This is a genomic window from Streptomyces eurocidicus (genome assembly GCF_002891295.1).
Taxonomy (GTDB): Bacteria; Actinomycetota; Actinomycetes; order Streptomycetales; family Streptomycetaceae; genus Streptomyces; species Streptomyces eurocidicus.
The window spans coordinates 1-20,700 of sequence record NZ_LGUI01000012.1 but is presented as its reverse complement, the minus strand read 5'-3'; the positions used below and the strand labels follow the sequence as shown (position 1 = coordinate 20,700).

Sequence of the window (20,700 nt, the reverse complement as noted above, 5' to 3'; positions counted from 1 at the left end):
CAACGCCCGGGAACCCCAGGTCGGCGAGGGTGCGGACCGGTGCGGCAAGCCGGTCGTGGACGCTGTGGGTCAGACGGGCCGGCCGTACGCGCGCAGCGTGAGCAGCGCCGTGATCGTCACCATCGGCCGGCCCTCCAGCCGGGTGCCCGGGGCCCACGCGCGCCAGCGGATGGGCCAGCCGCCGTCCTCCTCCTGTGAGGCGGTGAGGAAGTCCAGCGCCCCCTCCAGCTCCGCGTCGGTGAACCAGCGGCGTGCCAGGGAGCCGGGGCGCCGGGCGTAGTCGTAGGGGAAGTGGAGCTCGCCCGGCGCGTAGCCCTCCGCGACGGGGTGGCCGGTGACCCGGGCCGGGTCCAGGACCACCAGTCGCTGTTCCCGCACCACCCGGCCCAGCCGCTCCGCCGCCGCCTCCGCGCGGGGCCGGTCCGGGGCGCCGTCGAGGAAGGCGACGGCCGCCTGGACCTCGTACGGGTGAGTCTTCGCGCCGTCGCCCAGGGCGTCGACGGCCTCCCAGCAGAAGTCGGTCGCGCGGAAGAGCCACGCGTGCCACACGGCGTTGCGGTGCAGCAGACCGACGACGGGGCCGGTGGCGAGCAGGTCGCTCGGCGGGTCGTCCACCACGGGGAGCCAGGGGGCCGCCGGATAGCCGCGCAGCGAGGGGTGCAGCGCGGGCAGGGCGCCGTCCGGGGTGGAGACGGACGTCAGATAGCGGCAGACCCGCTCCACCCGGCGGTCGCCGCAGCGGCCGATCTCGTCGAGCACGTGGAGCGCGTGCGCGGTGTGCAGCGGCTGGCTGGCCGGGCCGCGCAGATCGGGCTCCAGGGCGTGGCCGTACCCGCCGTCGTCGCCCAGGTAGGCGTTCAGGGCCGCCTCGACGGCGTCGGGGCCGCCGTCCAGGAAATGGAAGGCGAATCTCCGCTGTTCGAGGGCGCGGGCGGTCAGCCAGACGAACTGCTCGGCACGGGCTGCGGGGGATGCTCCGGATCGGGCCATGAACCGACCGTAGGGCGGAAAGCGCCGCCGGTCAGCGGCTCGTGCGGGGCAGCACCCTCAGGGGCGGGATACTGGTCGCATGCGGTTGACGGTCTTCTGGCAGCGGATGGCGGATTATTTCGGCGCGGCGTACGCCGACTCCTTCGCGCGCGATCATGTGATGTCCGAGCTCGGCGGGAGGACCGTGCACGAGGCGCTGGACGCCGGCTGGAACGCCAAGGACGTCTGGCGCGGGGTGTGCCGGGCGCTGGAGATCCCCGAGGACCGCCGCTGACCCCGGCCGGCCCGTGAGCCGGCGGGACGTCCCGGGGAGCCGGCCGGCTGGTCCCTCCGGCGCATCCCCGGCCGGGTCCGGGAACGTTCCCGGATCTGCTCCCACCCGATGGTCCACACTGACCCCGTGGCAGCAGACGACACGGCTCCGGACTCCTCCACCCCACCGCCCCCGCCCGGCACCGATGCCCGTATGCCGCGCTGGCTGCCCCGCGCGATGGTCGCGGCGCTCGCCCTCTTCGCCTGCTTCCAGTTGGCGGGGTGGGCCTTCCACCAGCTCATCGGGCTGCTGCTGAACATCCTGATCGCCTTCTTCCTGGCCCTCGCCATCGAGCCGGCCGTGGCGCGGATGTCCGCGCGCGGGATGCGCCGGGGGCTCGCGACGGGCCTGGTCTTCCTGGGCGTCACCGTCGTCGCGGCGGGGTTCTTCACCCTGCTGGGCTCGATGCTGGCCGATCAGATCATCACCATGGTGGAGAACTTCCCCTCCTACCTGGACTCGGTGATCAGGTGGATCAACCGGACGTTCCGCACCCACCTCTCCCGGGTCGAGGTCCAGGAGAGCGTGCTGCACTCGGACTGGCTCCAGAAGTACCTGAAGAGCAGCGCGGGCGGGGTGCTGGACGTCTCCGCCACCGTCCTCGGCGGGCTGTTCCAGCTGCTGACGGTCGTGCTGTTCTCCTTCTACTTCGCCGCCGACGGGCCCCGGCTGCGGCGCGCCCTGTGCTCCGTGCTGCCGCCCCGCCGGCAGGCCGAGGTGCTGCGGGCCTGGGAGATCGCCGTCGCCAAGACGGGCGGCTACCTCTACTCACGCGCGCTGATGGCGCTGATCTCCGGCATCGCGCACTATGTTCTGCTGGAGGTCCTGGGCGTGCCCTACGCCCCGGCGCTGGCGATCTGGGTCGGGCTCGTCTCCCAGTTCATCCCGACCATCGGGACCTACCTCGCGGGCGCCCTGCCCATGCTGCTCGCCTTCACCGTGGACCCCTGGTACGCGGTGTGGGTGCTCGGCTTCGTCGTGGTCTACCAGCAAAACGAAAGGCTGCTAAACATGTCTTCACCTGCGGAAACGTACCGCGAGCTAGCTGCCCTGATGCTCAAGCTGAGTCCCGAGGAGCGGGGTCAGGTCCTCCGCCAGTTAGAGGGCGGGCCGCGGCGAAGCGACGCTCCGAGACCTCGCACTAGCACCCCGCTTCCCGCGCCTAGGAGGGCCATCCCTGTACGTGTCGTACGAACCTGACGAGCCTCTAGAGCGCGGCGTAGAAGCCCCCCCCAGCCCCCTCCGACACGGGCGGGAGGGGGCTGGGGCTTCTTAGTACGCGGAGGTCTTCGAGGGAGGCTCAGGGCAGTGGTGGCGCACCTTGGCGAAGATGCCGGGGCCGCTGGGCCGCTCGACGTACCTCTCCAGCTCGGCGCCGCACCGGGTGCACTTCATGACCACACCCCTGCGGCTTCCTCGGTCCCCGTCCACGTGACAGGCGTGATCGGGGTGTCTGGCCGGAGGTAGAGGAGCTCCGGGTACTCGCGGCCCTCCTCGGCCGCAAGAAGGGCCGCCTGCCTGTGCGCTCTCAGGAGCTTCTCCGCCTCCTCCTGCCGCTGGCGTCGCTCGGCCGCGCGACGCTCCTCCTCGGCCAGGACGAAGCTGCGCACCAAGGGCTCGTCGCACCAGATGACGGGGTCGAACTCGGAGGTGTCGGGTGTCCCCGCAGGCGACTCCGGCCACCCAAGAACGGGGGTCGACGGCCGGCTCGGCACCGCGTTCCCCGCCGGGGCCTTCCCGGCGTGGCGGCCTCTCGAAGGAAGTACTAACCGAAGCGCCCACATTTGGATGCGCGCGATAAGGTCACGCATGCGTCTCAGCTCCTGAATAGCTGGTGGCGTGTGACCCCGATGGCCGGTGCAACGGCCTCGGGGTCTCTTTGTGCCCGCGACACTACACCTCTTACCTAGCCTTACCTAGGCTTACCTAGGCTTAGGCTTACCTAGGCTTACCTAGGCTTACCTAAGGGGGTGTGGAGTAGGCTGGTTGTCTACGCTCAGCGCATGGCAGAGCACGCGATCGACCGCAGGTCCCCGAAACCACCGTTCCAGCAAATCGCGGAGGACGTCATTCGGGAGATTCAGGCCGGGAAGCTTGAAGTCGACCGCTCCATCCCCTCGGCGCCGGAGCTCGTGAAGCTCTACGGCGTGGCTCTGATGACCGCCCAGAGGGCGATTCGCCACCTCGTGGAACAGGGATACGTCTACACGGTCCCGAGGCGGGGGACGTACGTGAAGGCCCGCGGCGGCGCGGACCAATAGCCGCTCCCTGAGTCGATGGGCGCCCGATCGGGGCGCCGATAGCAAGGGGAAGGGTCAAGGGCCGCTCAAAGCCGCCGCCTGATCAGCGCTCGTTGAGCATGCCCCGAGCTTTGTTTGCCAAGAGCGGATCCTTCAGGGTCAGCGCGCCTGTGTGCACCCCGTACCAGCCGCAGACTGCCCGGCCGTACTGGTGTTCCTTGAACTCTCGAACGGTCTTCCGGATCGTCACAGTCCACTCTTCACCGTCGAGAGTGAGGGAGGGGTTCCAGCGGATCACGGAGTACCCCCACCCAGTGGAGACCACCCAGCGCGCGTACTGCTCGTCCACGTCATCGGGACGGATGTTCGTCGCTAGATGGTTTGCCGCCACGTCCCACAGCGACGGAGCCATCCCTTTTTCGTCGGGGAGTGCGGCGACGACGGCCAGCCCTTCGTGACTGGTGTACGCGAGAAGACATCTCTTGTCCGGCCACCCGTACAGGAACGGGGCAATGATCAACCTGGCGTTTCCGGTAAGGGACTTGGGCTCACTCTTGGGCTTCAGGTTGGGCATGGTCGGAGCCTAGCGAGTTGCCGGCCGGTCTCCGGCGGCGCGAAGCTGCTCGCCGAGGTGATCAGAGAACTGGACGCCCGGGGCATCGAGATCGACGACATCGGCCTGTCGCCGATGGCCCTCCAGGCTGTGAGGAGCCTGCGCTTCGGGGAGCGAGGTGGGACATAGAGAAGCCCCGCCCGTTCACTGAAGCCAGTGCATAGGCGGGGCGTACGAGACGGCGCGCTACCTGCCCGATTCCACGGAACGCGTGCTCGCTCCTACTACCGGGGCCCCCATTGCGTGGTAACCGCCGTCGACGTGCAGCACACTGCCCGTCATGCCGCGGGAGAGGTCGGAGAAGAGATAGGCCACCGTGTCCGCGACCGATCCAGCGTCCCTGACATTCCATCCGAGCGGAGCTTGGCTCTCCCAGGCGTCGGCAAGCTGGTTGAAGCCAGGGATGGACTTGCCGGCCATGGTCTGGATGGGGCCGGACGACACGGTGTTGACGCGGATTTTCGACGGACCCAGGTCGCGAGCGAGGTAGCGCGTGATGGATTCCAAGCTCGCCTTAGCCACGCCCATCCAGTCATAGACCGGCCATGCCACTGTCGCGTCGAAGTCCAGACTTACGACGGACGCCCCCTTGTCGCCAGCCTTCTCCAGCAGCGGCCTGAGCCCCACGACCATGGCCTTCAGGGAATAGGCGGACACCTCGATGGCGGTGGCGACATCTTCCCACTGGGTGTTCAGGAAGTTACCTCCCAGCGCCGTCGGCGGCGCGAACGCCACCGCGTGCAGGATTCCGTCGACCCCGCCCCAGTACCTTTCCGCAGCCTCACGCAGGGCCTGGACACCGTCCTCGTCGGTGAGGTCGGCTTCCACCAGGGCAACGGGGTCGTCCGGCAGCCGCTTGGCGATACGCCCCATGATCGACGATGGGCGACCAGGTGCGTTGGTGAGCAGCACCTTCGCACCGTGGTAGATGGCGGTCTCAGCGACGGCGTATGCGATCGAGTCGTCCGTCAGCACACCCGAGATGATCAGACGCTTACCGTCCAGCAGTGCCATGGAGTTCTCCGGCCAGGTAGGGGTTCAAGACGGACGGCCTAAGGTAGCCGCCTGTTCCGTCGACGACGGGCGTTGCGAGGTCCGGGCGCAGCACACACGGGGTGATCTTGTAGTCGGCTGTGATGCGGATTCCGCAGCCCAGCCACCCTTCGGCGCACGCGTCCTTGAGGGCACAGGACCGACAAACAGGAGCGGTGTGCTGAACCTTCGGCGCGTTGACGTTGGTTTCGACCGAGGCCCCGCCGCGCAGGTGGAAGACCACGTTGATGCGGCCGGGCAGTCCGTACGTCCACACCGTGATGCGCTCAACCATGCGGGCCCACAGGTGAACGATGGCTTGCCAGGACACGTGGTTCGCCAGGAAGTGCTTATCCTGGCCAGGCATCCACAGGACGTCGTAGAGTCGTACGCGCAGCTTCCGGTCAACGGCCCACGTGAGGAAATCGGGGATGTCCTCGTAGTAGCCGCGGAGCAGAACGCGGTTGACCGTGACCGGGAGTCCCAAGTCGCGGCAGTGGTCGATAACGCGTAACGCGTTGTCGAAGGCGTCTTCACCCATGATGTCGGCGTAGCCGTGGCGATCGAACCCCTGCATGGACAGGACGACATCGGAGAGGCCGGCGTCCCGGAGGCGGGGGATCCAGGGGATCAGCTTCAGGCCGTGCGTGACGAGGGAGACGCGCTTGATGTCGTTGGCGCGCAGCCGCTCGATGAAGGCGATGAGCCCGTCGTCCAGGCGCGGCTGGAGACCAGCCAAGGTTACTTCCCTGATGCCGTGGTGGTCGCGGAAGTACTCCACGATGCCGAGCATCCGTTGCAGGTCGGCTTCAGGGATCGCGTTCCTCTCCATGCCCTCGTTGTGGCACCACATGACCCCCTCGCCCGGGTAACCACAGCGCATGCGACAGGTGCTGGTCGTCAGAAGCCGGAGGTTGCTGAAGTGCCCGCCTGCACGGATCTCTTCGACCGGCACCTCGGGGAAGCGCTTGCGTACATCGTCGACGGTGTGGATTGGTAAGGCGTTGAGGAGCTCAACGACTTCAGCGGGTGGGGCCACGTTGCCGCGACCCTGCACAGGAACGAGAGGGAGGTGTCGGCGTGTGGGGCGGGTCACCGTACATCCCTCCGGGTCCACATGCCGGCGATACCGTCCTCGTGCGTGCCGTAGAAGTTGTGGAGGGTGGTGTAGATTCCCCAGCTCTCCAGCAAGTCACGGGACAGTGGCGTGATGTGGGTGGGGTCCATGGCTAGAACGTCGACTACGTCGGGGTTCGGAGTCGTGATGACGAATCCGAACTCGGCCCTGGCCTTGAGCTCCTCCACGAGTCGCTTGGGGTCATGAAGGTGTTCCAGGAGCTCCAGGGCCGCGAACCAGTGGAAGTCGAACTCCGGGGCCCACTTTTCGATGTCGGTGCCGTCGACCCAGCCGTCGATCGGCACGTACCGGCCACGCCAGCCGTGCTCGGTTCGAAGGCAGAAGTCCAGCTCGGTGTATCCGGCACCAATGTCCACGACGATGTCGCGTTCGCACAACCCTCCGCGAAGCAGACGGTCGCAAGCAACCTGGTAGCGGGATTTGCGTTCGTGGTACGGCCGCCGATCCAAGCGGGCGTACCCCTCGCATTCCTTCCGGTGTTGGATTCGGGAAATCACGGTTTCCTCCTTGCGCTCGTATAGAAGGAAGAGCCCCGCCTTCATTCTTCTCAGGCGGAGTGCCGGCCGGGGAGCCGCTCCCGGCCGGCACGAGAGAACCTAGGACCTGAAAAGTATCTAGGGAAGGGGTAGGAAAAGATTTTTAGAAGTGGCATATGCATATGCCTAACGGGCACGCCAAAGGGCGGGACGGAAACCCAACAAGAGGTCATCTCCCTGTCGTTGGAATGAGCAGAGGAATGTTGGATGAGCTTCCGCCCCGCACTTCATCCGTCGCTGGCAAACCCCGTTAGCTGCCAGCGACGGGCTTACCCCGCAACCCTTCATGCGCTGCGGGGCAGTATTAGAGGTTCTTCAGCCCGTGAAGAACTCGGTATAGTAAAGGGAGGTCTAGTTCGTGTGCGGCCGCCACTGCCCTGGCGTACTCGACTTGTTCGCCGAAAGCTGTACGCCGCTTCCGCGCCGCGGACTCAGTCCGTCTACGAATGCCGTTGAGCGCCTCCCGGATGTCTTGCTCAAGAGCGAGCAGATCGGCAGCCGAGCAGTACGTGTAGCCCCACTCCGTGACGCTGGCTCTATCGGGGTCGAGGTACACCCTCGGCAGCGCCAGCTCCACTTCCCCCCGCTGCGAGCCGGCACGAAGTTCAGCCGCCTCCAGCAGTCTGATGACGATCGGCGACCCGACGCCGCGACGAGGCAGCGTTCCTAAGCCCCCCAAGGCCCCTCCCTGGGCTCGAAATACACTGTCTTCCCACCCTTGCGGAGCACGGCCCCCCATTCCGCAAGCTTGTCGAGGAGACGCACTCCTCGGCCATGCACTTCGTCGGCACCGGGGTGCCGGAGGTACGGAATCCTGTAAGACCGGTCATCGACCTCGACCCGAAAGCGGTCCTTCATGCGGAAGCAGCGAACAGCGAATCCACCCCCGCCGTGGATCAATGCGTTCGTCGCCACCTCGCTGATCAGCAGGTCGACTGGCTCCAGCGGGTAGCCAACCGTCGCACACAGGTTCGCAACGAACCGGCGGGCCTCCCTGACGGACTGTGGGAGACCGGGGAACTCGCGGCTCCCCAGCTCCTCCCATCGACCCGGAGACTCGCATCTGGCCGCACGCACTGCATGCATAACTGCCTCCCGAACGCGCGCACTTGAAGGCACGCGACACCGGACACACACCGCTTCGGACCCCGTCCGGTGCGCACTGGAAGTAGTGTGGTGCGATCGCAACTGCGATCGCAACCCCGATGCAGTTCTTTCCTTCGCGCGTGTCGTCAAAGCTGCTGATCGCGCTACGCTGCGAACAGGGTTTCTTGCTGAAGAGGTTGGTTGCTGACTTGGAGGGGAGGGAGCCACCGTGGCCCTCAACACGGCCGCGATGGTCGCTCGCCGGCGGTTCGGCCAGGCGCTCAAGGAAGCGCGCAGCGCTGCTGGCGTCGTACAGGCCGACGCCACGCGGGCCATCGGCAGAAAGACCGTCGACCGCATCTCTCAAATCGAGCGCGGCATGTCCTGGCCGAAGGGCGAGGAACTGGACACTCTCGCCGAGCTGTACGGACTCGACGCTGTACAGTGCATGCGCCTGGCGACCATGCTCCACGAGGGCCAGGCGATCAAGGGTACCTGGTGGACTCAGTACGAAGATGAATTCCCCGAGTCCTTGATGCAGTTCATTGCCTACGAAGATGCAGCCCAGCGCATCGTCACATGTGCGGGCAGCTTGATTCCCGGAATCCTGCAAACAGCCGAGTATGCGCGGTCGATCAGCGAAGCGATCTTGAAGACCTATGCATCCACAGGGTTCCTCGATAGATCGGTCGAAATTCGAGCGAAGCGTCGACAGATCATCACCCGCAAGCAACCGCCTTTGCTTGAGATTATCTTGGGTGAGGGGGCCGTCCGCCAACAGGTGGGAGGCGCCAGCGTCATGATGCGTCAGCTCGACTCGCTGATCGCGGACGGACAGCGTCGGAACGTTTCCATTCGCGTCATCCCCATGGACGCGCGTGCGACAGTGGCTTACATGTTCACGAGCTTCGAGTTTTCGGGGGCCGATGAGAAGCCGGTCGTCGCGTTCGACGCCATGAACGGCCTGTCCTTCAGGAAGAAGTCAGGTGATGTTCGCAGTATCCGCGGCTACCTGAACGCCATGCGTGAGATTTCAGCCTCGCCGCTGGACTCGTTGGATTTGCTCAGAGCGATTAGGAAAGAGCTAGACAGTGCGTGACATGACCCCGCTCACCAGCCAAGACATGACCAATGCGGTTTGGACGAAATCCGAGCGGTCACACAACGGCGCCGACTGCATTGAGGTTGCGCACATCGATGGCGGTGTGGCGATCAGGAACTCGAACCTCCCTGACCAGGTGATCTTTGCGTTCACCAGTGAGTGGGACGCCTTCACCGGAGGCGTCCAGGACGGCCAGGCGGAGCTGCTGCCGTAGGCTGTCGCCGACGAATACGGCCCGCACCCCTATGGCGCCATCCTGGGATGCGGGCCTTTCGCTACCACTTTATGACAACACGCTGCGGCCAGACGCGCGCCTCGAACTTGCCCTGCGGGGTGCTCGTCTCAGAGGGGCAGGTCTCGGAAGTCGTCTTCCCCGTCGCCGTCGTCGAACCGCTGGGACGATAGCGCGCCGCCCTTGGTCGTTACCCGGAACTCGACGTCGACGCCGACCGCCCGCACTTCGGCGTCGGGCGTGAGCCGCCAGTCTCGGCTGGTGTGCCCGGTAGGGCACGTGAACAGGACTTCGGACTCCGCCGAGATCAGGGTCAGCCCCGTTTGGGCCTCGCAGACAGAGCAGGCCAGGGGGCTGAGGCCCCAAGAGGTCGGTGTGTACCGCATCATCATCACCCGTCCCGGTACGACAAGACGGTCCCGCACTTCACTCGTTGACGCCATGATCAAACACCGTACGCTGAGACAGCGCCGGGGTACACAGGAATCGGACGGCACGGGGTACAGGGCGAGGAGACTTCATGACCGACGTGACTACGGTCCTGCTGATGGGCACTGCCGTCTTCAGGACGGTGGACCCCGTCATCCGCGCTCGTATACCGATCACCTGCCGACGCTGTGACATCGGAACTGGGCTGGCCGTGGGCACCGATGGAGTGAGCACCTGGATCTCCTGCCCTGCCGGGCACACCACCCGAGACTGGCGGCTCTCATCCGAAGCCGTCCTTGAGATCGCCGCTGCGGCCGGCGGAGCCCCCGTCCCGGCCGAAGGGGAAGCCTGGTTCCGCGTCCCCGTACAGACCGAGATCCTGCCGGACTACGAGGACCTGCTCTGACCCCTCGGGGTCTCCTGATCCGCTGGCATGCCCAGCTCTACCACCGGCTGCTCCTCGGCGACTTCGGCCAGGAAATGCATGGCGCCGGCCGCGACGACCGCGGCCGGCGCCACGCCGTTGAGCCGGCACAGGTGGAAGAGGTTCGCCATGAGGTCCCCGGCGACCTCCCGGAGCACCTCTTCCCTGACCATGAGGCCCCCGGTGAAGTAGGCCGGCCCGTGCTGGCCGGTCTCCCGGCCCATGGCCTCCATGGCGATCAGCGCCCAGCGGGCCCGAGAACGATTAGCCTCGGCCGCATCTTCGTCACAAATTCCCAATTCGTTTCCCCTCGATCAGTGCTGCGAATTCGATAAAGACTGCTTGAGGGCGAAAATCAGGCGACCAAGCGCACCTCGTCGCATTCGAATCCGGTCGCATCGGAAAAATACTTATTGGGGTCGTGGCTCCACTTCTCCTCTGCCGCTTCACACGCCTCATCAGCGTCGGCAGCATTCACAGGGATATCGTAAGTCGCTGTCTCTACCACAGTGACAATGTATCGACCCATCCACCATCTCCTCTTCAGGTACCAGGTCGGGATGACCGGAGCTGGCACACCAGTCAGGGCCTTAGGGGCCCTGATGGAGGGGGGTATACAACCCCTCACATTAATTATGTAGGTGTTACCGGCCTCCAGACCGCTCGCTGTGCACCTGAAAAGTGACGCAGGTCATCGTAGAAGCGCTGCTTAGTTGGTTAGAGCGCGGTGCCCGCAGCCCGCTGACCTGGGGTGTGTGCCCGCAGGGGGCCCTGATGTGCCCGCGGCGACCCCTCCAGTGGCCGGCGGAGGCTCCAGAGTTCCAATTCGGGCAGCAATAACGGCCTTCTATGCGAATGTTTGATACCCGTACACGGTCGGAAAGAGGCACCCCCGGTGGGTCCTATCGCCGTCTAACTAGGCATTACCCCCGGGTTCGAAAAGGGCCTCTGACCTGCGGAAACGCAGTTTTTAGGGGTGCCTGGAATGGGGTCTGGCATTCGGGTGCCTATTCATGATTGTGACGCGGATCACCATGAATTCGGATTGCTGAGGCTCGGGTCTGGGATAGAAATGGGTCGTGACTTCATTTGCTTGGTGATGAGGGCACGGAATGCGAGCCGGATGATCTGATGCCCGGTCGCTCACTAACTAAGGCTTGTGGCGCTCCCTGTAGGGGTTGCAGCGCCGGGGAAACGTAGAGCGCGTTCCGGCCGGTAGGCGGGCGCACGGATAGCTGTGGGGTGGATATGTCGAAGCGTCGTGTGGTGGCCGGTGTGATCGCCGCTGTGGTCCTGATGGCGGGGGCAGGGACGGCGGGGTTCAAGGCGGGTGAGAACGGCAAGCAGGGCGCGGTTGAGCGGGTGTCCGTGGACGCGTTCAACGAGGGGTTCGACACGGCGCTGTGTGCTCCGGCTGCGGGCAACGGCCGCACGGACGGCGGGGGCTGGATTGTGGACGGCGCGGGCAACGTGTGCGGCGAGTACGAGCCGCAATGACTGACCAGCCTTGACCGGCCCCGGGGCACATGGCCCGGGGCGGTCCCGAGACATCAGTTCACTGCCCGGTGGGGCTCATTGAAGGGAAGCTGCGCGATGCAGGTCATGGTGACGACTCCTGCCCGTCACGCCATGGAGGGGCACGGCCTCACGGACGCTGTCTTGATCACGGACGACCGCTGTAAGGCGGTCGCCTACTCGGTGTTCTGCCCGGCGACGGGGCGGTACAGCGTGATCACCCTTGACGGCCGGTGGGTGATCCCTGGTGAGGGGGACGGGCACAAGACGCGAGGCCCGGTCACTTCCTACGTGCGGAAGAACATGGCCGTGGTGCGCCCTGAGGGTCTGGTGATCTTGGAGCCTGTGCGGCACAACGGCGGCCGGTACGGCCGGTCGGGAACGTGCCTTAGGGCTCTGGGGGTCGCTACGCGCGGCACGGGTTTCGACTGCGCGTGCGGTGCGGTGGTGACGCGGGAAGCAGCCCACCGGGACGGGTGGGTGATCGTGGGGGACGGCCGGGGCACGCACACGGTGAGCTATGCCCTTGATCGCTCGCACGAGCGGAAGTTCGGCACTGTCACGGGTGAGGCCCTAGACGAGGTTGTTGTGTCTGGTGCGCCCACGGAGCCCGAGGAAGAGACGGCCCCGGAGGTGGATGGGCCCAAGGCGACGCCGGGGCACGTGAAGGTGACGATGCCCAACGCGGCTGACCACACCGACCCGATCACGTTCAAGTGGTCCAAGGGAACGGATCGGTGGTCGGTCACGGCCTCTTGGCGCGGCATGTCCTTTTGGGTGCTTAAGAAGGACAGTAAGCTCCACGTCAGCCGCAATGCGGAGCGTCGCGTCAAGGGGTACGGGGACATGCGTACACGGCATGACGCGGAAGCGGCGATGACCGCGCACGTTCGTCAGCGTCAGGCTGCGGAGGCTGAGGCGCTGCGACAGATCACGGAAGCCGAGATGCGGAATGCCCCTGTGTGGGCGTCGACGTTGGATAAGGGCCCGCACAAGGCGCCTACGCGCAAGCGGCCGGAGAAGGTGGCGGCTGAGTGGGCGGACGAGGTCATGTTCGAAGTGATCAACGAGGGTGACGCTCCGCGCATGAGTGAGCGGAATTCCACGCCCAACCCTGCCCCGGCCGAAGCTCCGAAGACTGAGGCGTCGACCGCTCCCGTCTTCCCCGGGGAACTCCTTCCGGGTGAGTCCGTGCAGGCGTACGCCGGTGAGCATCACCGGGCTAAGGACGACGGGTATGACTGGGCGTTTGCTACGGCGGCCGGGCATGGATTCCGGCTCTGCACCTCGCCTATCTCCCGGGAGAGTTGGGAGGTCGCGCGGGCGCCGTTCTCCCCCGAAGGGTCCTCTTCCGGGGGCTGGTTCTGGTGGGCGGACCTTGACGAGGACCAGACGCTTGCGGCGGCGCTGGCTTGGTGCCGGAAGGACTCGGCCTCGCGGGCGTGGGCCGGTGACGTGTGGGCCCGGTACGGGCACATGAATGAGGAGCGCGTGCCCTGGTCGGCGGAGCTGGTGGAGACGCAGTTGGAAGCCCGGGTGTTCCGGGTGGAGCGGTACGGGCGTGTGGGCATCATGGCGTCGTACCCGTGGGGCTGGGAACGCCGGGCCAACGGCAGGCTCGTTCAGACAGGTTCGGGGAGCAACGTCGACGGAATGTTCCGGCGGCGGGCCGCCCACTACCTGACAGTGGGCGGGCTGCACGAGATCCCGACCGAGCGTTGGGTGATCGTCGCCACGGACGCCCCGCACGGGAAGGACGCCTTGGAGTGCGGCCCCGGGGGATGGGATCACGGTGGGTGCCGTGCCCGGAAGGCGGCCGGGCGCTTCCTGGTGGACATCCTTGCCGAGGACGGCTCTGTCATGGGGCGGATCGGTGTCTGTGCCGAGGACCTGGCCCGCCGTCTGGTGGAGGTGCACGGGCACACGGGCAAGCCGTGGGACGAGGCGCACGAGCTGTGTGGCAAGACGTCCGGTCAGTGGGGTTCCTGGGTGGACTGGCAGACCCGGCTGTACGAACTGGTGGCGGAGAGGGTAACGGCTGCCCTGGAAGGGGGTGAGCACAACCCCCGCCCCGACGTGGCGTCGGCCCTGTTCGCGGAAGCGCGGGTGATCGGCGATGCGGTAGCAGCGAAGGCGGCGAAGAAGGCGGCACGCGCAACCAAGCAGGGCGGGGCGCTCGTGCCGCTGTGCACGGTGCGGCTGCCCAACGGCGTCCTCGGGCGTGTGATGAGCATTGAGGGGGAGACCGCGAAGGTCTCCGTCAGCAGTGCTGTCCCGATGGACGCCATCGTGTTCGCCGTGGCCGACCTGGAACGGGTCGACGACATCCCCCGGCTGTACGTGACGGACGACATCGTCTATGTCGACGGGGTCGGTTACAAGGTCGCCAAGCGGCTCGGCACGGATCGGGTGCTCGTCTTCGAGAGGGACGAGAGCGACGAACAGATGTCGTTCGCCGTTGATGAGGTCACGTTGGCGGCCGACATGCCGCCGGTTGGGCGCGAGGAACTGGCTAAGGGGTGGTGGCGGTACACCTACGGCGGGCGGGCCTTCCTCTCGGCGAACCTGCCTGACTCTCTCGCCCGGGGACGGCTGGCCACCCTGTGCAACCTGACTGTTGACGAGTCGGGGGAGATGGTTGGCCGGTCCTTCGGTGTCGGGGGCTCTGACTCCACCTTCTACTGGTACGCCGCCCGGCCGGGCGTTCCGGCACCCGGGGTTACGTGGTGGCTGGACATGAAGGGTGAGGGGACGCCCCTGCCGCCGATGACTGAGGGAGAGCGGGCCTACATGGCGGCCGGTCCGCAGGAGAGGCCCGCCCAGAGGGCGGAGGCCAAGAAGACGGCGAAGGTGCCGGAGGGGAAGAAGAGCATGTCTGCGCCCAAGGTCAAGGACATCTCCTTTATGGGGACCAGGGGCGACGAGCGGGCCATGGTCCTTGGCCAGACCTACGAGGTAGAGGAGTTGGTGGGCGAGTATCTGGTGCACCACGTCGGGAGTGGTGAGGAGGTCTGCCACTACGTGAAGGGGCGTCCGGCTATGAAGCGGGCGATCCTCGCGGACGCGGTGCAGCGGGGGCAGGCGCAGCCGGGAGTGGTGGCCAGGGTCACGCCGTCGGTTGAGGTGGTGGAGACGGTGCCGGAGCAGCCGGTTTCCGAGTACGGGTGGGAGCGGTACGGGCAGCGGTTCGTTGTCGGTGACGTGGTGCGCTCGGGGCACCCGCGTGCGCACCTGCATGTGGCTACCGGTCGCACGGGTGTGGTGGTCTCGGTGAGCGAGCGTGGCGACGGAGAGCAGATGACCTCTGTTCGCTGGGGTAAGAACCCGGTCTCCTACGGCACGTGGGCGGGGAACCTTGTGCCCGTGCCCGTGACTGTGGTGGAGCGGGCCGGGACGTCGCAGCTTCCGGTGGCCTCTCCGTCAGAGGCGGACGTGGTCGACGCGGAACTCGTCGACGAGGAGCCGGAGGGCCAGGGGCGCCCGCAGGTCGTGGACTTGCGGGGTGGCCGTGAGGCCAAGCCCCTGATTCAGCAGGTGAACGGGCAGTGCGGGAGCAAGGCCGATGAGGGTATGTGGTGGGCGAACGCGGGCGGCGGCATCATCGGCCGTCGCAACGGCGACACCGGGTCGATGTGTGAGACCCGTGAGGACGCCGAGGCACTGGCGGCGTGGCACCTCGCCGGGCGAGTCGGCCCCTACCCCAACGACCGGCACGGGGCATTCGCCGTGCTGCCGTCGACGGTGGCCGTCGAATGGATGACTGACTTCAACGAGCACGAGTACCGGGTGACCTGTGCGCAGTGCGCGCACGTCGACACGGTCACTGGTCCGCTGGGGCACGGGTCCACTGCTGCCAAGCGGCGCGTGGAAGTGCGTGACCGGGCGATAGCAGCCGCGCTTGACCACGCGGCACAGCACGACGCCTCCGCCGATACGGACGGCGGCGGGAAGCAGTCGGGGCCGGTGGTGGGTGAGGAGCACTGCGAGCGGGAGTGGGAGCAGGAGCGGGACGCTCACACGGCAGCTGTGATCGAGGCGGAGAAGGCCGAGTTCGCGCGCACCGGGCGAGTCCCTGCGGCATACGGCAGCCTTGAAGAGTGGTTGGGCGAGGACGGCGACGAGACGCCGGAGGTCGCCGAGCACGGGGGGTCGTGCGCTGACACGGCAGAAATCCCGGCCCAGGGTCCAGCCGGCTCCGAGGGGCAGGATTTCGGGCCCGCCGACGCGGGCGGCGACTCGGCCGACCCGGTGGTCGTGTTCCTCGCGAGCAAGAACACCACCCCGCCCCGCTTGCGGGTGTTGTGGGCGGTCACCCGCGCCGAGGCCCAGCGGATCTGTTCCGACGAGCGCTCCTCGGGCCGCCGTCACATGCTGTGCTGGACGGCCGACCCCGGCACGGAGGGGGAGGACTGGGAATGGATCAAGGACACCGGCTCGTACGGCGCCCTGCTGGCCGAACTGGGTGCCGTGCCCGCCCGCACGTGGGGACAGCAGGAACCGGAGCTGACCCTGACCAAGGACGCCCCGGAGAAGGGGTCCACGTTCTCCTACAGGTGGACTGCCGAAATCGGCGGCGACAGCGGGTATTCGATCACGGGTGACTGCCAGGGCAAGGTGAAGAACGGGGCCCCGGGGCACAAGTTCTACCGTGTGTTCTGGTCCCACGGGGAGGGTGACGAGCTGAATGTGTGGACGCTCGGCAAGGTCGCCACGCTGGACGCCGCACAGGATGTCGTCCGGGAGCACTGGCGGCGGTCGCAGTCCGAGGACGCGCGCATGGTGGCGCAGCGGATGCGGTACGCGTCCGGTGAGTGGCTGATGCCGGAGGTCGGCGACGGCGAGGGCATCGAGTACCACGTCGAAAACTTCTGGACGATCACCAGCGGGGAGGGTCACCGGTACGAGGTGACGAAGGGCGGCCGTAAGTGGCTGACCTATCGGGGTGATGATCTCCACGTTGACCACATCGACGGTGACGGCTTGGTGTTCGTCGGGAAGGCCACGGAGAAGTACGAGCGGCGGTGGCCGCAGATGCTGGGGATCCTGCGGGAGCACTCCGCCGCCCTGGCGGCCCGTGCCGACACGGCAGAAATCCCGGCCGAGGCGGCGGCCGGCTCCGGGAGCCAGGATTCCTCGGCCGGCTCCGAGGGCCAGGATTTCGGGCCCGCCGACACGGGCGAGGAGGGAGCGGAGGCCGACATCACGATCAGCCACACGCGTCGGGACGGCACGCTTGTCGAAGGCACGTCACGGGGGGACGGTTCCGCCGAGGTGCTCAAGGAGCACCGGTTCCGCTGGTCCCGGAACCTGGAGTGCTGGTACCGGCCCCACTCGCGGGACAAGCGTGCCGACACGTGGCGCATCAACAAGGCTGCGGAGGGGCTGCGCGCTGCCGGGTTCACGGTCGCGGTGACCACCGATGAGGACACCCGCCGCACCTTCGCGGAGGCCGAGGCCGAGCGCCTCGACCGTGCCGGGGACCGTGCCGAGCGGTTCGCCGGTCGGGCCAGCCGTGCCGCCGCGTCGTCGGATGCGTCCTACGAGCGGTCGAATCAGATCAGCGAGCGCTTTCACATGGGGCAGCCGATCCTGATCGGCCACCACAGCGAGGGGCGGGCCCGCCGCGATCAGGAGCGCATGCACAACGCCATGCGGAAGAGCATCGAAGAGAACCGCCGCGCCGGGTACTGGGCGGACCGGGCGCGGGCCGCAGAAAGCTACGAGCAGCACCGCAACGACCCCGGTCGGACGCTGCGACGCATTGACAAGCTGGAGGCGGAACGGCGCGGCATCCTCCGCCAGCGCAACGGCGACCCCCGCAACCCGTGGCGGAAGGCGCCCAGCAAGGAGCGCCGCGCCGAACTGGAACGCCTCATCGAGGAGATTGACGAGGAACTGGCCCACTGGCGGGAGATCATCGCGCAGGCGGAAGCCGACGGGTTCAAGGTGTGGAGCAGTGCCGACTTCTCGCGCGGTGACTTCGTGCGGTACCGGGACACCTGGTACGAGGTGCTGCGGGTCAACCCCAAGTCCCTGACGGTGCCGCACATCCTCAACTCCACCGACGGCGGGACCGCCGGGGCGGTCGGCGGTAACCCGGTGGTGTCCAAGGCATCGGCGGCCGGGACCCGGGTCGCCACCTGGACCTGGAAGGCCCCCTACAACGACGTGTCCGGCCGCATGAACGTGGCGCAGATGCGGGCTGTCCTGGCCGGTGAGCCCATCCCCGCCGAGACGGCGGCGGAGACCCCTGTCGACACGGAGGAAAACCCGGCCCAGGGTCCGGCCGGCTCCGAGGGCCAGGATTTCCCGGCCGGCTCGGAGGCGGAGGATTCCGCGCCCGCCGACACGGCAGAAATCCCCGGCGCAGAGGCAGCCGGCGCGGCCCCGCGGAATTTCCCGGTCGCCGACAACGAACAGAAGAAGGAGAGCACGGTGAAGAACAGCGTGGTGGGTCGTCGGCTGCGTCAGGTACGCCCGGCCCGGGAGAAGTTCGCGGGCGCCCGGCAGAAGGCCGCAACGTTCGTGCGGGAGACGCTGCCTCCCACGGCGGCGCGCCTGCGGGCGGCCGGTCAGCAGGTCGCTAAGACGGTCCAAGCCCGCGTCCACAAGCCCGCCCGGCCCGCCGTTCCCCTGTACGTTCCCGTGGAGCCGAAGACCCCGGTCGTGCACCCGGACCCGGCTCCGGTGGTGGCGCGGTGTGATGCGCACATCGCCCGGGACGGCTCGCACGTCGACGCCACCGAGGCGCTGACCCTCGGGGAACGCTCCTGGGGCCTGTGCCCGGAGCACACCCAGCGGTTCGGGAACCTGTTGGAGGAGAAGGCGGTGCCCCTGACCCTCGGGGGCCGCGAGTGGGCCGTGTGGTCCGACCACGCGGAGCAGTTCGCCGCGCTGCTCGTCGAGGTGCTGGGCGAGCCCGGCGACCGTGCCACCGAGGACGCGGACAACGGCGACGCCCCGCAGGAGCAGGGCCAGGAGTGCGACGTCGACGGCCAGGAGCAGGACGATCAGCCCGGCGAAAAACCCTCCGAGGCCCAGCCGGCTGAGCCGGAGCAGCCGTCCGTGATGCTCGTCGGTGAGGTGCCGGGGTACTCGTGGGAGGACGCCCGGGACGCCTTGCGCAACGCGGGCTACCGGGTGGTGGGCCGTGCCGATGAGTCCACGGTCCTGATCATCTGCGGCCAGAGGGCGGAGCGGAACGCGATCAAGCTTCGCGACGCCCGGCAGTACGGCATCCCCTGCATGGACGTCACCGCTCCGGGACGGCTCCGAGACGCCGTCCGGGCCGGAATCTTCGAGGGTGGTGACCCGCTGCCCGAACCGGTGAAGGCGGCGAGCTCCGGCATGAGCGAGAGGGAGCGGAACGACCTCATCCGCGAGTGGGGCAAGCGTCAGGGCTACGAGCTGAAAGACCGGGGGCGCCTCCCCCTGAACGTGCGGAAGGCGTACGAGCTGGCACACCAGCCTGAGGCGGTGGCCGCGTGAGCGCCCCCGACTACCGCACCATGTGCACCGGCCGTCTCCGGGCGGCCGTGGACTCCCTTGCCCCGCACGTGGAATGGTCACCGGCCGGTCTGCTCGTCAGCCTGCTGTGCGCCTTCTCCGCGATGCTCCCCGAGACCCGGGTACAGCGCGGGTCCGGCACCATGCCCCTCGTGCTCCACGTGCTGCTGTGCGGGGATACCGGTGAGGGTAAAGGCCAGTCCTGGGGGGTGGCCGCCACCGTCGCCAAGGACGCCAATGACACCTTCATGAGCGGGCACATCATCAATGGCGTGGTCGGCGGGGCCGGTCTCATCCAGGCGATTGCCAACCGTGGCGGGCACGCTCTGATCGTCGACACCGAATACGCCCGCGTCCTGCGGGCCGGCCGTCGGCAGGCGAACCTGTCCCAGACGCTCCGCGACCTGTGGGACGGGGCCACCGTCGCCACGTCCAGGGCCAAGGAACCCGTTGAGGTCGACGAACCCCGGGTTTCGATCATGGGGCACATCACCCCCGCGGAATTCCGGGCCTGCATGAGCACGACCGACCGCGACGGGGGCAGCTATAACCGGCTGATCATCGTGCCCGTGGAACAGATCCGCTGGCTGAGCGAACGGCACGTGATGCCCGCGCACATCATCCCCGACATCGGCGAAGCCATGGCCCGCGCTATCCGGCACGGCCAGCGGGCGAAGCTCGTCACTCTCACCGACGACGCTTACGACGCCGCCGACATCATCAGAAAGGATCTCCTCACAATGGCCCGAGAGTCCCAGGGACTCAAAGCATTTGCAGCCCGCTGCAACGAACAAGTACGCCGCATCGCAGCCCTGTTCGCACTCTTCGACCTCCGCACGAAGATCACGGTGGACGATCTGAAAGCCGCCGCCGCACTGGTCAGGTACACGATGGAGTCCGTGGAAATGTTCATCGGGGAGAACGACGCTCCGAAGGCGAAGCGGGAGCCACGCAGCCTCATGGAGAAAGTCCGGGACCGCATCGAGATGTACGGCGGCAAGGCCACCTCCTCGGAGCTGCTCCCCTTCGTCGGGGCGTCGGCCGCAGAGGTCAGGGCACTGCCCGGTATCGTCGTCGGCCCGGAACCGCAGGGGAACGGCGGCCGACCGGCCATCGTCTACCGGCTGGCCGACGCCCAGCCCGCACCGGCCCCGGCGGCCGAGACCTCCCCGGCCCCGGAGACGGCTGCACCGAAGGAGGAGATCCCCGTGCCCCGGCCGCACCGCCGCCCCGTAACCCCCGCACCGGAAAAGCCAGCGGCCCAGCCGGCTGTCCCGGCACCCGCCCGGGAAGAAAACCCGTTCCGCGCCGCCCTCTGAAACGAAAAGCAAAAAAGCGGCCCCGCACTTAAAATGCGGGGCCGCTTTTCTTTTCCCGTAAAGGGATCTGTGTGAATGCGAGTGGTAATTCGTGCGCCGCTTTGTTTGTAAGTTGGCGCGGGGCGGAGGCGGGGTTCGAGGAGTGTGTCACCCAGCCGTGCAGTGCTGTCCACCCCGGCCAGCCTTGGCGCCATCCGCCCTCAGGGGCTGCGACCAGGGCCCCGA

19 protein-coding genes and 1 pseudogene are annotated in these 20,700 nt (G+C 67.3%); 10 read left to right on the top strand and 10 right to left on the bottom strand.

Features of this window, described 5'->3' with window-relative positions; genetic code table 11:
* Positions 1-69: 69 nt before the first annotated feature.
* Positions 70-990 carry a hypothetical protein gene (locus tag AF335_RS29490; protein WP_102921506.1) on the bottom strand — a complete coding sequence of 307 codons (921 nt, stop codon included), beginning with the start codon at positions 988-990 and terminating at the stop codon, positions 70-72.
* Positions 991-1,069: 79 nt separating this feature from the next.
* Here AF335_RS29490 and AF335_RS29485 point away from each other — a divergent pair, with 79 nt between their 5' ends.
* Both AF335_RS29485 and AF335_RS29480 read left to right on the top strand, forming a co-directional pair.
* The gene (locus tag AF335_RS29485; RefSeq protein ID WP_087925947.1) at positions 1,070-1,264 is read left to right on the top strand and encodes a DUF3046 domain-containing protein; all 195 of its coding nucleotides are present in this window, start codon (positions 1,070-1,072) and stop codon (positions 1,262-1,264) included.
* A gap of 108 nt (positions 1,265-1,372) precedes the next feature.
* Positions 1,373-2,503: an AI-2E family transporter gene (locus AF335_RS29480; protein WP_376697894.1), complete on the top strand. Its 1,131-nt coding sequence runs from the start codon at positions 1,373-1,375 to the stop codon at positions 2,501-2,503.
* Between the two features lie 72 nt (positions 2,504-2,575).
* On the opposite strand, the gene AF335_RS36335 is transcribed toward AF335_RS29480, so the two are convergent.
* Both AF335_RS36335 and AF335_RS34255 read right to left on the bottom strand, forming a co-directional pair.
* Complete coding sequence (locus AF335_RS36335; protein ID WP_260423838.1) at positions 2,576-2,698, bottom strand: hypothetical protein; 123 nt, start codon at positions 2,696-2,698, stop codon at positions 2,576-2,578.
* Positions 2,695-2,913: a hypothetical protein gene (locus tag AF335_RS34255; RefSeq protein ID WP_146045638.1), complete on the bottom strand. Its 219-nt coding sequence runs from the start codon at positions 2,911-2,913 to the stop codon at positions 2,695-2,697. Before AF335_RS34255 ends, AF335_RS36335 begins: the two co-directional genes overlap by 4 nt.
* Before the next feature lie 393 nt (positions 2,914-3,306).
* Between AF335_RS34255 and AF335_RS29470 the strand changes: the two genes are divergently transcribed.
* Complete coding sequence (locus tag AF335_RS29470) at positions 3,307-3,564, top strand: GntR family transcriptional regulator (protein ID WP_102921504.1); 258 nt, start codon at positions 3,307-3,309, stop codon at positions 3,562-3,564.
* Between the two features lie 82 nt (positions 3,565-3,646).
* Here AF335_RS29470 and AF335_RS34910 read toward each other — a convergent pair whose 3' ends face one another.
* Positions 3,647-4,117, bottom strand: a complete 471-nt coding sequence (locus tag AF335_RS34910) for a hypothetical protein (RefSeq protein WP_170127833.1) — start codon at positions 4,115-4,117, stop codon at positions 3,647-3,649.
* A 24-nt stretch (positions 4,118-4,141) separates the two neighbouring features.
* Here AF335_RS34910 and AF335_RS36765 point away from each other — a divergent pair.
* Positions 4,142-4,285, top strand: a pseudogene (locus AF335_RS36765) (daunorubicin/doxorubicin resistance ABC transporter ATP-binding protein DrrA); the annotation flags it as partial.
* A gap of 57 nt (positions 4,286-4,342) precedes the next feature.
* Here the strand turns inward: AF335_RS36765 and fabI are convergent.
* Genes fabI through AF335_RS29445 form a run of 3 tightly spaced genes read right to left on the bottom strand, consistent with a single transcriptional unit; the run spans position 4,343 to position 6,823 of the window.
* On the bottom strand, positions 4,343-5,170 hold the full coding sequence (gene fabI, locus AF335_RS29455; RefSeq protein ID WP_102921502.1) for an enoyl-ACP reductase FabI: 828 nt from the start codon (positions 5,168-5,170) through the stop codon (positions 4,343-4,345).
* On the bottom strand, positions 5,151-6,227 hold the full coding sequence (locus AF335_RS29450; RefSeq protein ID WP_146045637.1) for a radical SAM protein: 1,077 nt from the start codon (positions 6,225-6,227) through the stop codon (positions 5,151-5,153). Before AF335_RS29450 ends, fabI begins: the two co-directional genes overlap by 20 nt.
* Positions 6,228-6,280: 53 nt before the next feature.
* Positions 6,281-6,823 (bottom strand): hypothetical protein, encoded by a 543-nt coding sequence (locus AF335_RS29445; protein ID WP_184744033.1) that lies wholly within the window; start codon positions 6,821-6,823, stop codon positions 6,281-6,283.
* Between the two features lie 1,354 nt (positions 6,824-8,177).
* Between AF335_RS29445 and AF335_RS29430 the strand changes: the two genes are divergently transcribed.
* A complete protein-coding gene (locus tag AF335_RS29430) occupies positions 8,178-9,047 on the top strand; it encodes a helix-turn-helix domain-containing protein (protein WP_102921497.1) in 870 nt (289 codons plus the stop codon).
* A 1-nt stretch (position 9,048) separates the two neighbouring features.
* Complete coding sequence (locus AF335_RS29425) at positions 9,049-9,264, top strand: DUF397 domain-containing protein (protein WP_102921691.1); 216 nt, start codon at positions 9,049-9,051, stop codon at positions 9,262-9,264.
* 128 nt (positions 9,265-9,392) lie between these two features.
* Here the strand turns inward: AF335_RS29425 and AF335_RS29420 are convergent, their stop codons facing one another.
* Entirely contained in the window at positions 9,393-9,725 is a 333-nt protein-coding gene (locus AF335_RS29420) for a hypothetical protein (protein WP_146045432.1), read from the bottom strand.
* Between the two features lie 77 nt (positions 9,726-9,802).
* Here AF335_RS29420 and AF335_RS29415 point away from each other — a divergent pair, with 77 nt between their 5' ends.
* Positions 9,803-10,117 (top strand): hypothetical protein, encoded by a 315-nt coding sequence (locus AF335_RS29415; RefSeq protein ID WP_102921496.1) that lies wholly within the window; start codon positions 9,803-9,805, stop codon positions 10,115-10,117.
* Here AF335_RS29415 and AF335_RS29410 read toward each other — a convergent pair.
* On the bottom strand, positions 10,099-10,359 hold the full coding sequence (locus AF335_RS29410) for a hypothetical protein (RefSeq protein WP_170127838.1): 261 nt from the start codon (positions 10,357-10,359) through the stop codon (positions 10,099-10,101). The genes AF335_RS29415 and AF335_RS29410 overlap by 19 nt on opposite strands.
* 131 nt (positions 10,360-10,490) lie before the next feature.
* Entirely contained in the window at positions 10,491-10,613 is a 123-nt protein-coding gene (locus AF335_RS36330; protein ID WP_260423847.1) for a hypothetical protein, read from the bottom strand.
* 770 nt (positions 10,614-11,383) lie between these two features.
* Between AF335_RS36330 and AF335_RS29405 the strand changes: the two genes are divergently transcribed.
* The 3 genes from AF335_RS29405 (at position 11,384) to AF335_RS29395 (ending at position 20,475) form a co-directional block, all read left to right on the top strand.
* On the top strand, positions 11,384-11,632 hold the full coding sequence (locus tag AF335_RS29405; RefSeq protein WP_146045635.1) for a hypothetical protein: 249 nt from the start codon (positions 11,384-11,386) through the stop codon (positions 11,630-11,632).
* A 1,494-nt stretch (positions 11,633-13,126) separates the two neighbouring features.
* Positions 13,127-19,138, top strand: a complete 6,012-nt coding sequence (locus tag AF335_RS29400) for a DUF3560 domain-containing protein (protein ID WP_146045634.1) — start codon at positions 13,127-13,129, stop codon at positions 19,136-19,138.
* 170 nt (positions 19,139-19,308) lie between these two features.
* Entirely contained in the window at positions 19,309-20,475 is a 1,167-nt protein-coding gene (locus tag AF335_RS29395; RefSeq protein ID WP_211304143.1) for a DUF3987 domain-containing protein, read from the top strand.
* The last annotated feature ends 225 nt before the right edge of the window (positions 20,476-20,700 follow it).

Bases quoted from the DNA above. Each gene is read 5' to 3' on its own strand.
- AF335_RS29490 (WP_102921506.1), bottom strand. From the start codon at position 990: ATGGCCCGATCCGGAGCATCCCCCGCAGCCCGTGCCGAGCAGTTCGTC.
- AF335_RS29485 (WP_087925947.1), top strand. From the start codon at position 1,070: ATGCGGTTGACGGTCTTCTGGCAGCGGATGGCGGATTATTTCGGCGCG.
- AF335_RS29480 (WP_376697894.1), top strand. From the start codon at position 1,373: ATGGTCCACACTGACCCCGTGGCAGCAGACGACACGGCTCCGGACTCC.
- AF335_RS36335 (WP_260423838.1), bottom strand. From the start codon at position 2,698: ATGAAGTGCACCCGGTGCGGCGCCGAGCTGGAGAGGTACGTCGAGCGG.
- AF335_RS29470 (WP_102921504.1), top strand. From the start codon at position 3,307: ATGGCAGAGCACGCGATCGACCGCAGGTCCCCGAAACCACCGTTCCAG.
- AF335_RS34910 (WP_170127833.1), bottom strand. From the start codon at position 4,117: ATGCCCAACCTGAAGCCCAAGAGTGAGCCCAAGTCCCTTACCGGAAAC.
- fabI (WP_102921502.1), bottom strand. From the start codon at position 5,170: ATGGCACTGCTGGACGGTAAGCGTCTGATCATCTCGGGTGTGCTGACG.
- AF335_RS29425 (WP_102921691.1), top strand. From the start codon at position 9,049: ATGACCCCGCTCACCAGCCAAGACATGACCAATGCGGTTTGGACGAAA.
- AF335_RS29420 (WP_146045432.1), bottom strand. From the start codon at position 9,725: ATGGCGTCAACGAGTGAAGTGCGGGACCGTCTTGTCGTACCGGGACGG.
- AF335_RS29415 (WP_102921496.1), top strand. From the start codon at position 9,803: ATGACCGACGTGACTACGGTCCTGCTGATGGGCACTGCCGTCTTCAGG.
- AF335_RS29410 (WP_170127838.1), bottom strand. From the start codon at position 10,359: ATGGGCCGGGAGACCGGCCAGCACGGGCCGGCCTACTTCACCGGGGGC.
- AF335_RS29405 (WP_146045635.1), top strand. From the start codon at position 11,384: ATGTCGAAGCGTCGTGTGGTGGCCGGTGTGATCGCCGCTGTGGTCCTG.
- AF335_RS29400 (WP_146045634.1), top strand. From the start codon at position 13,127: ATGAATGAGGAGCGCGTGCCCTGGTCGGCGGAGCTGGTGGAGACGCAG.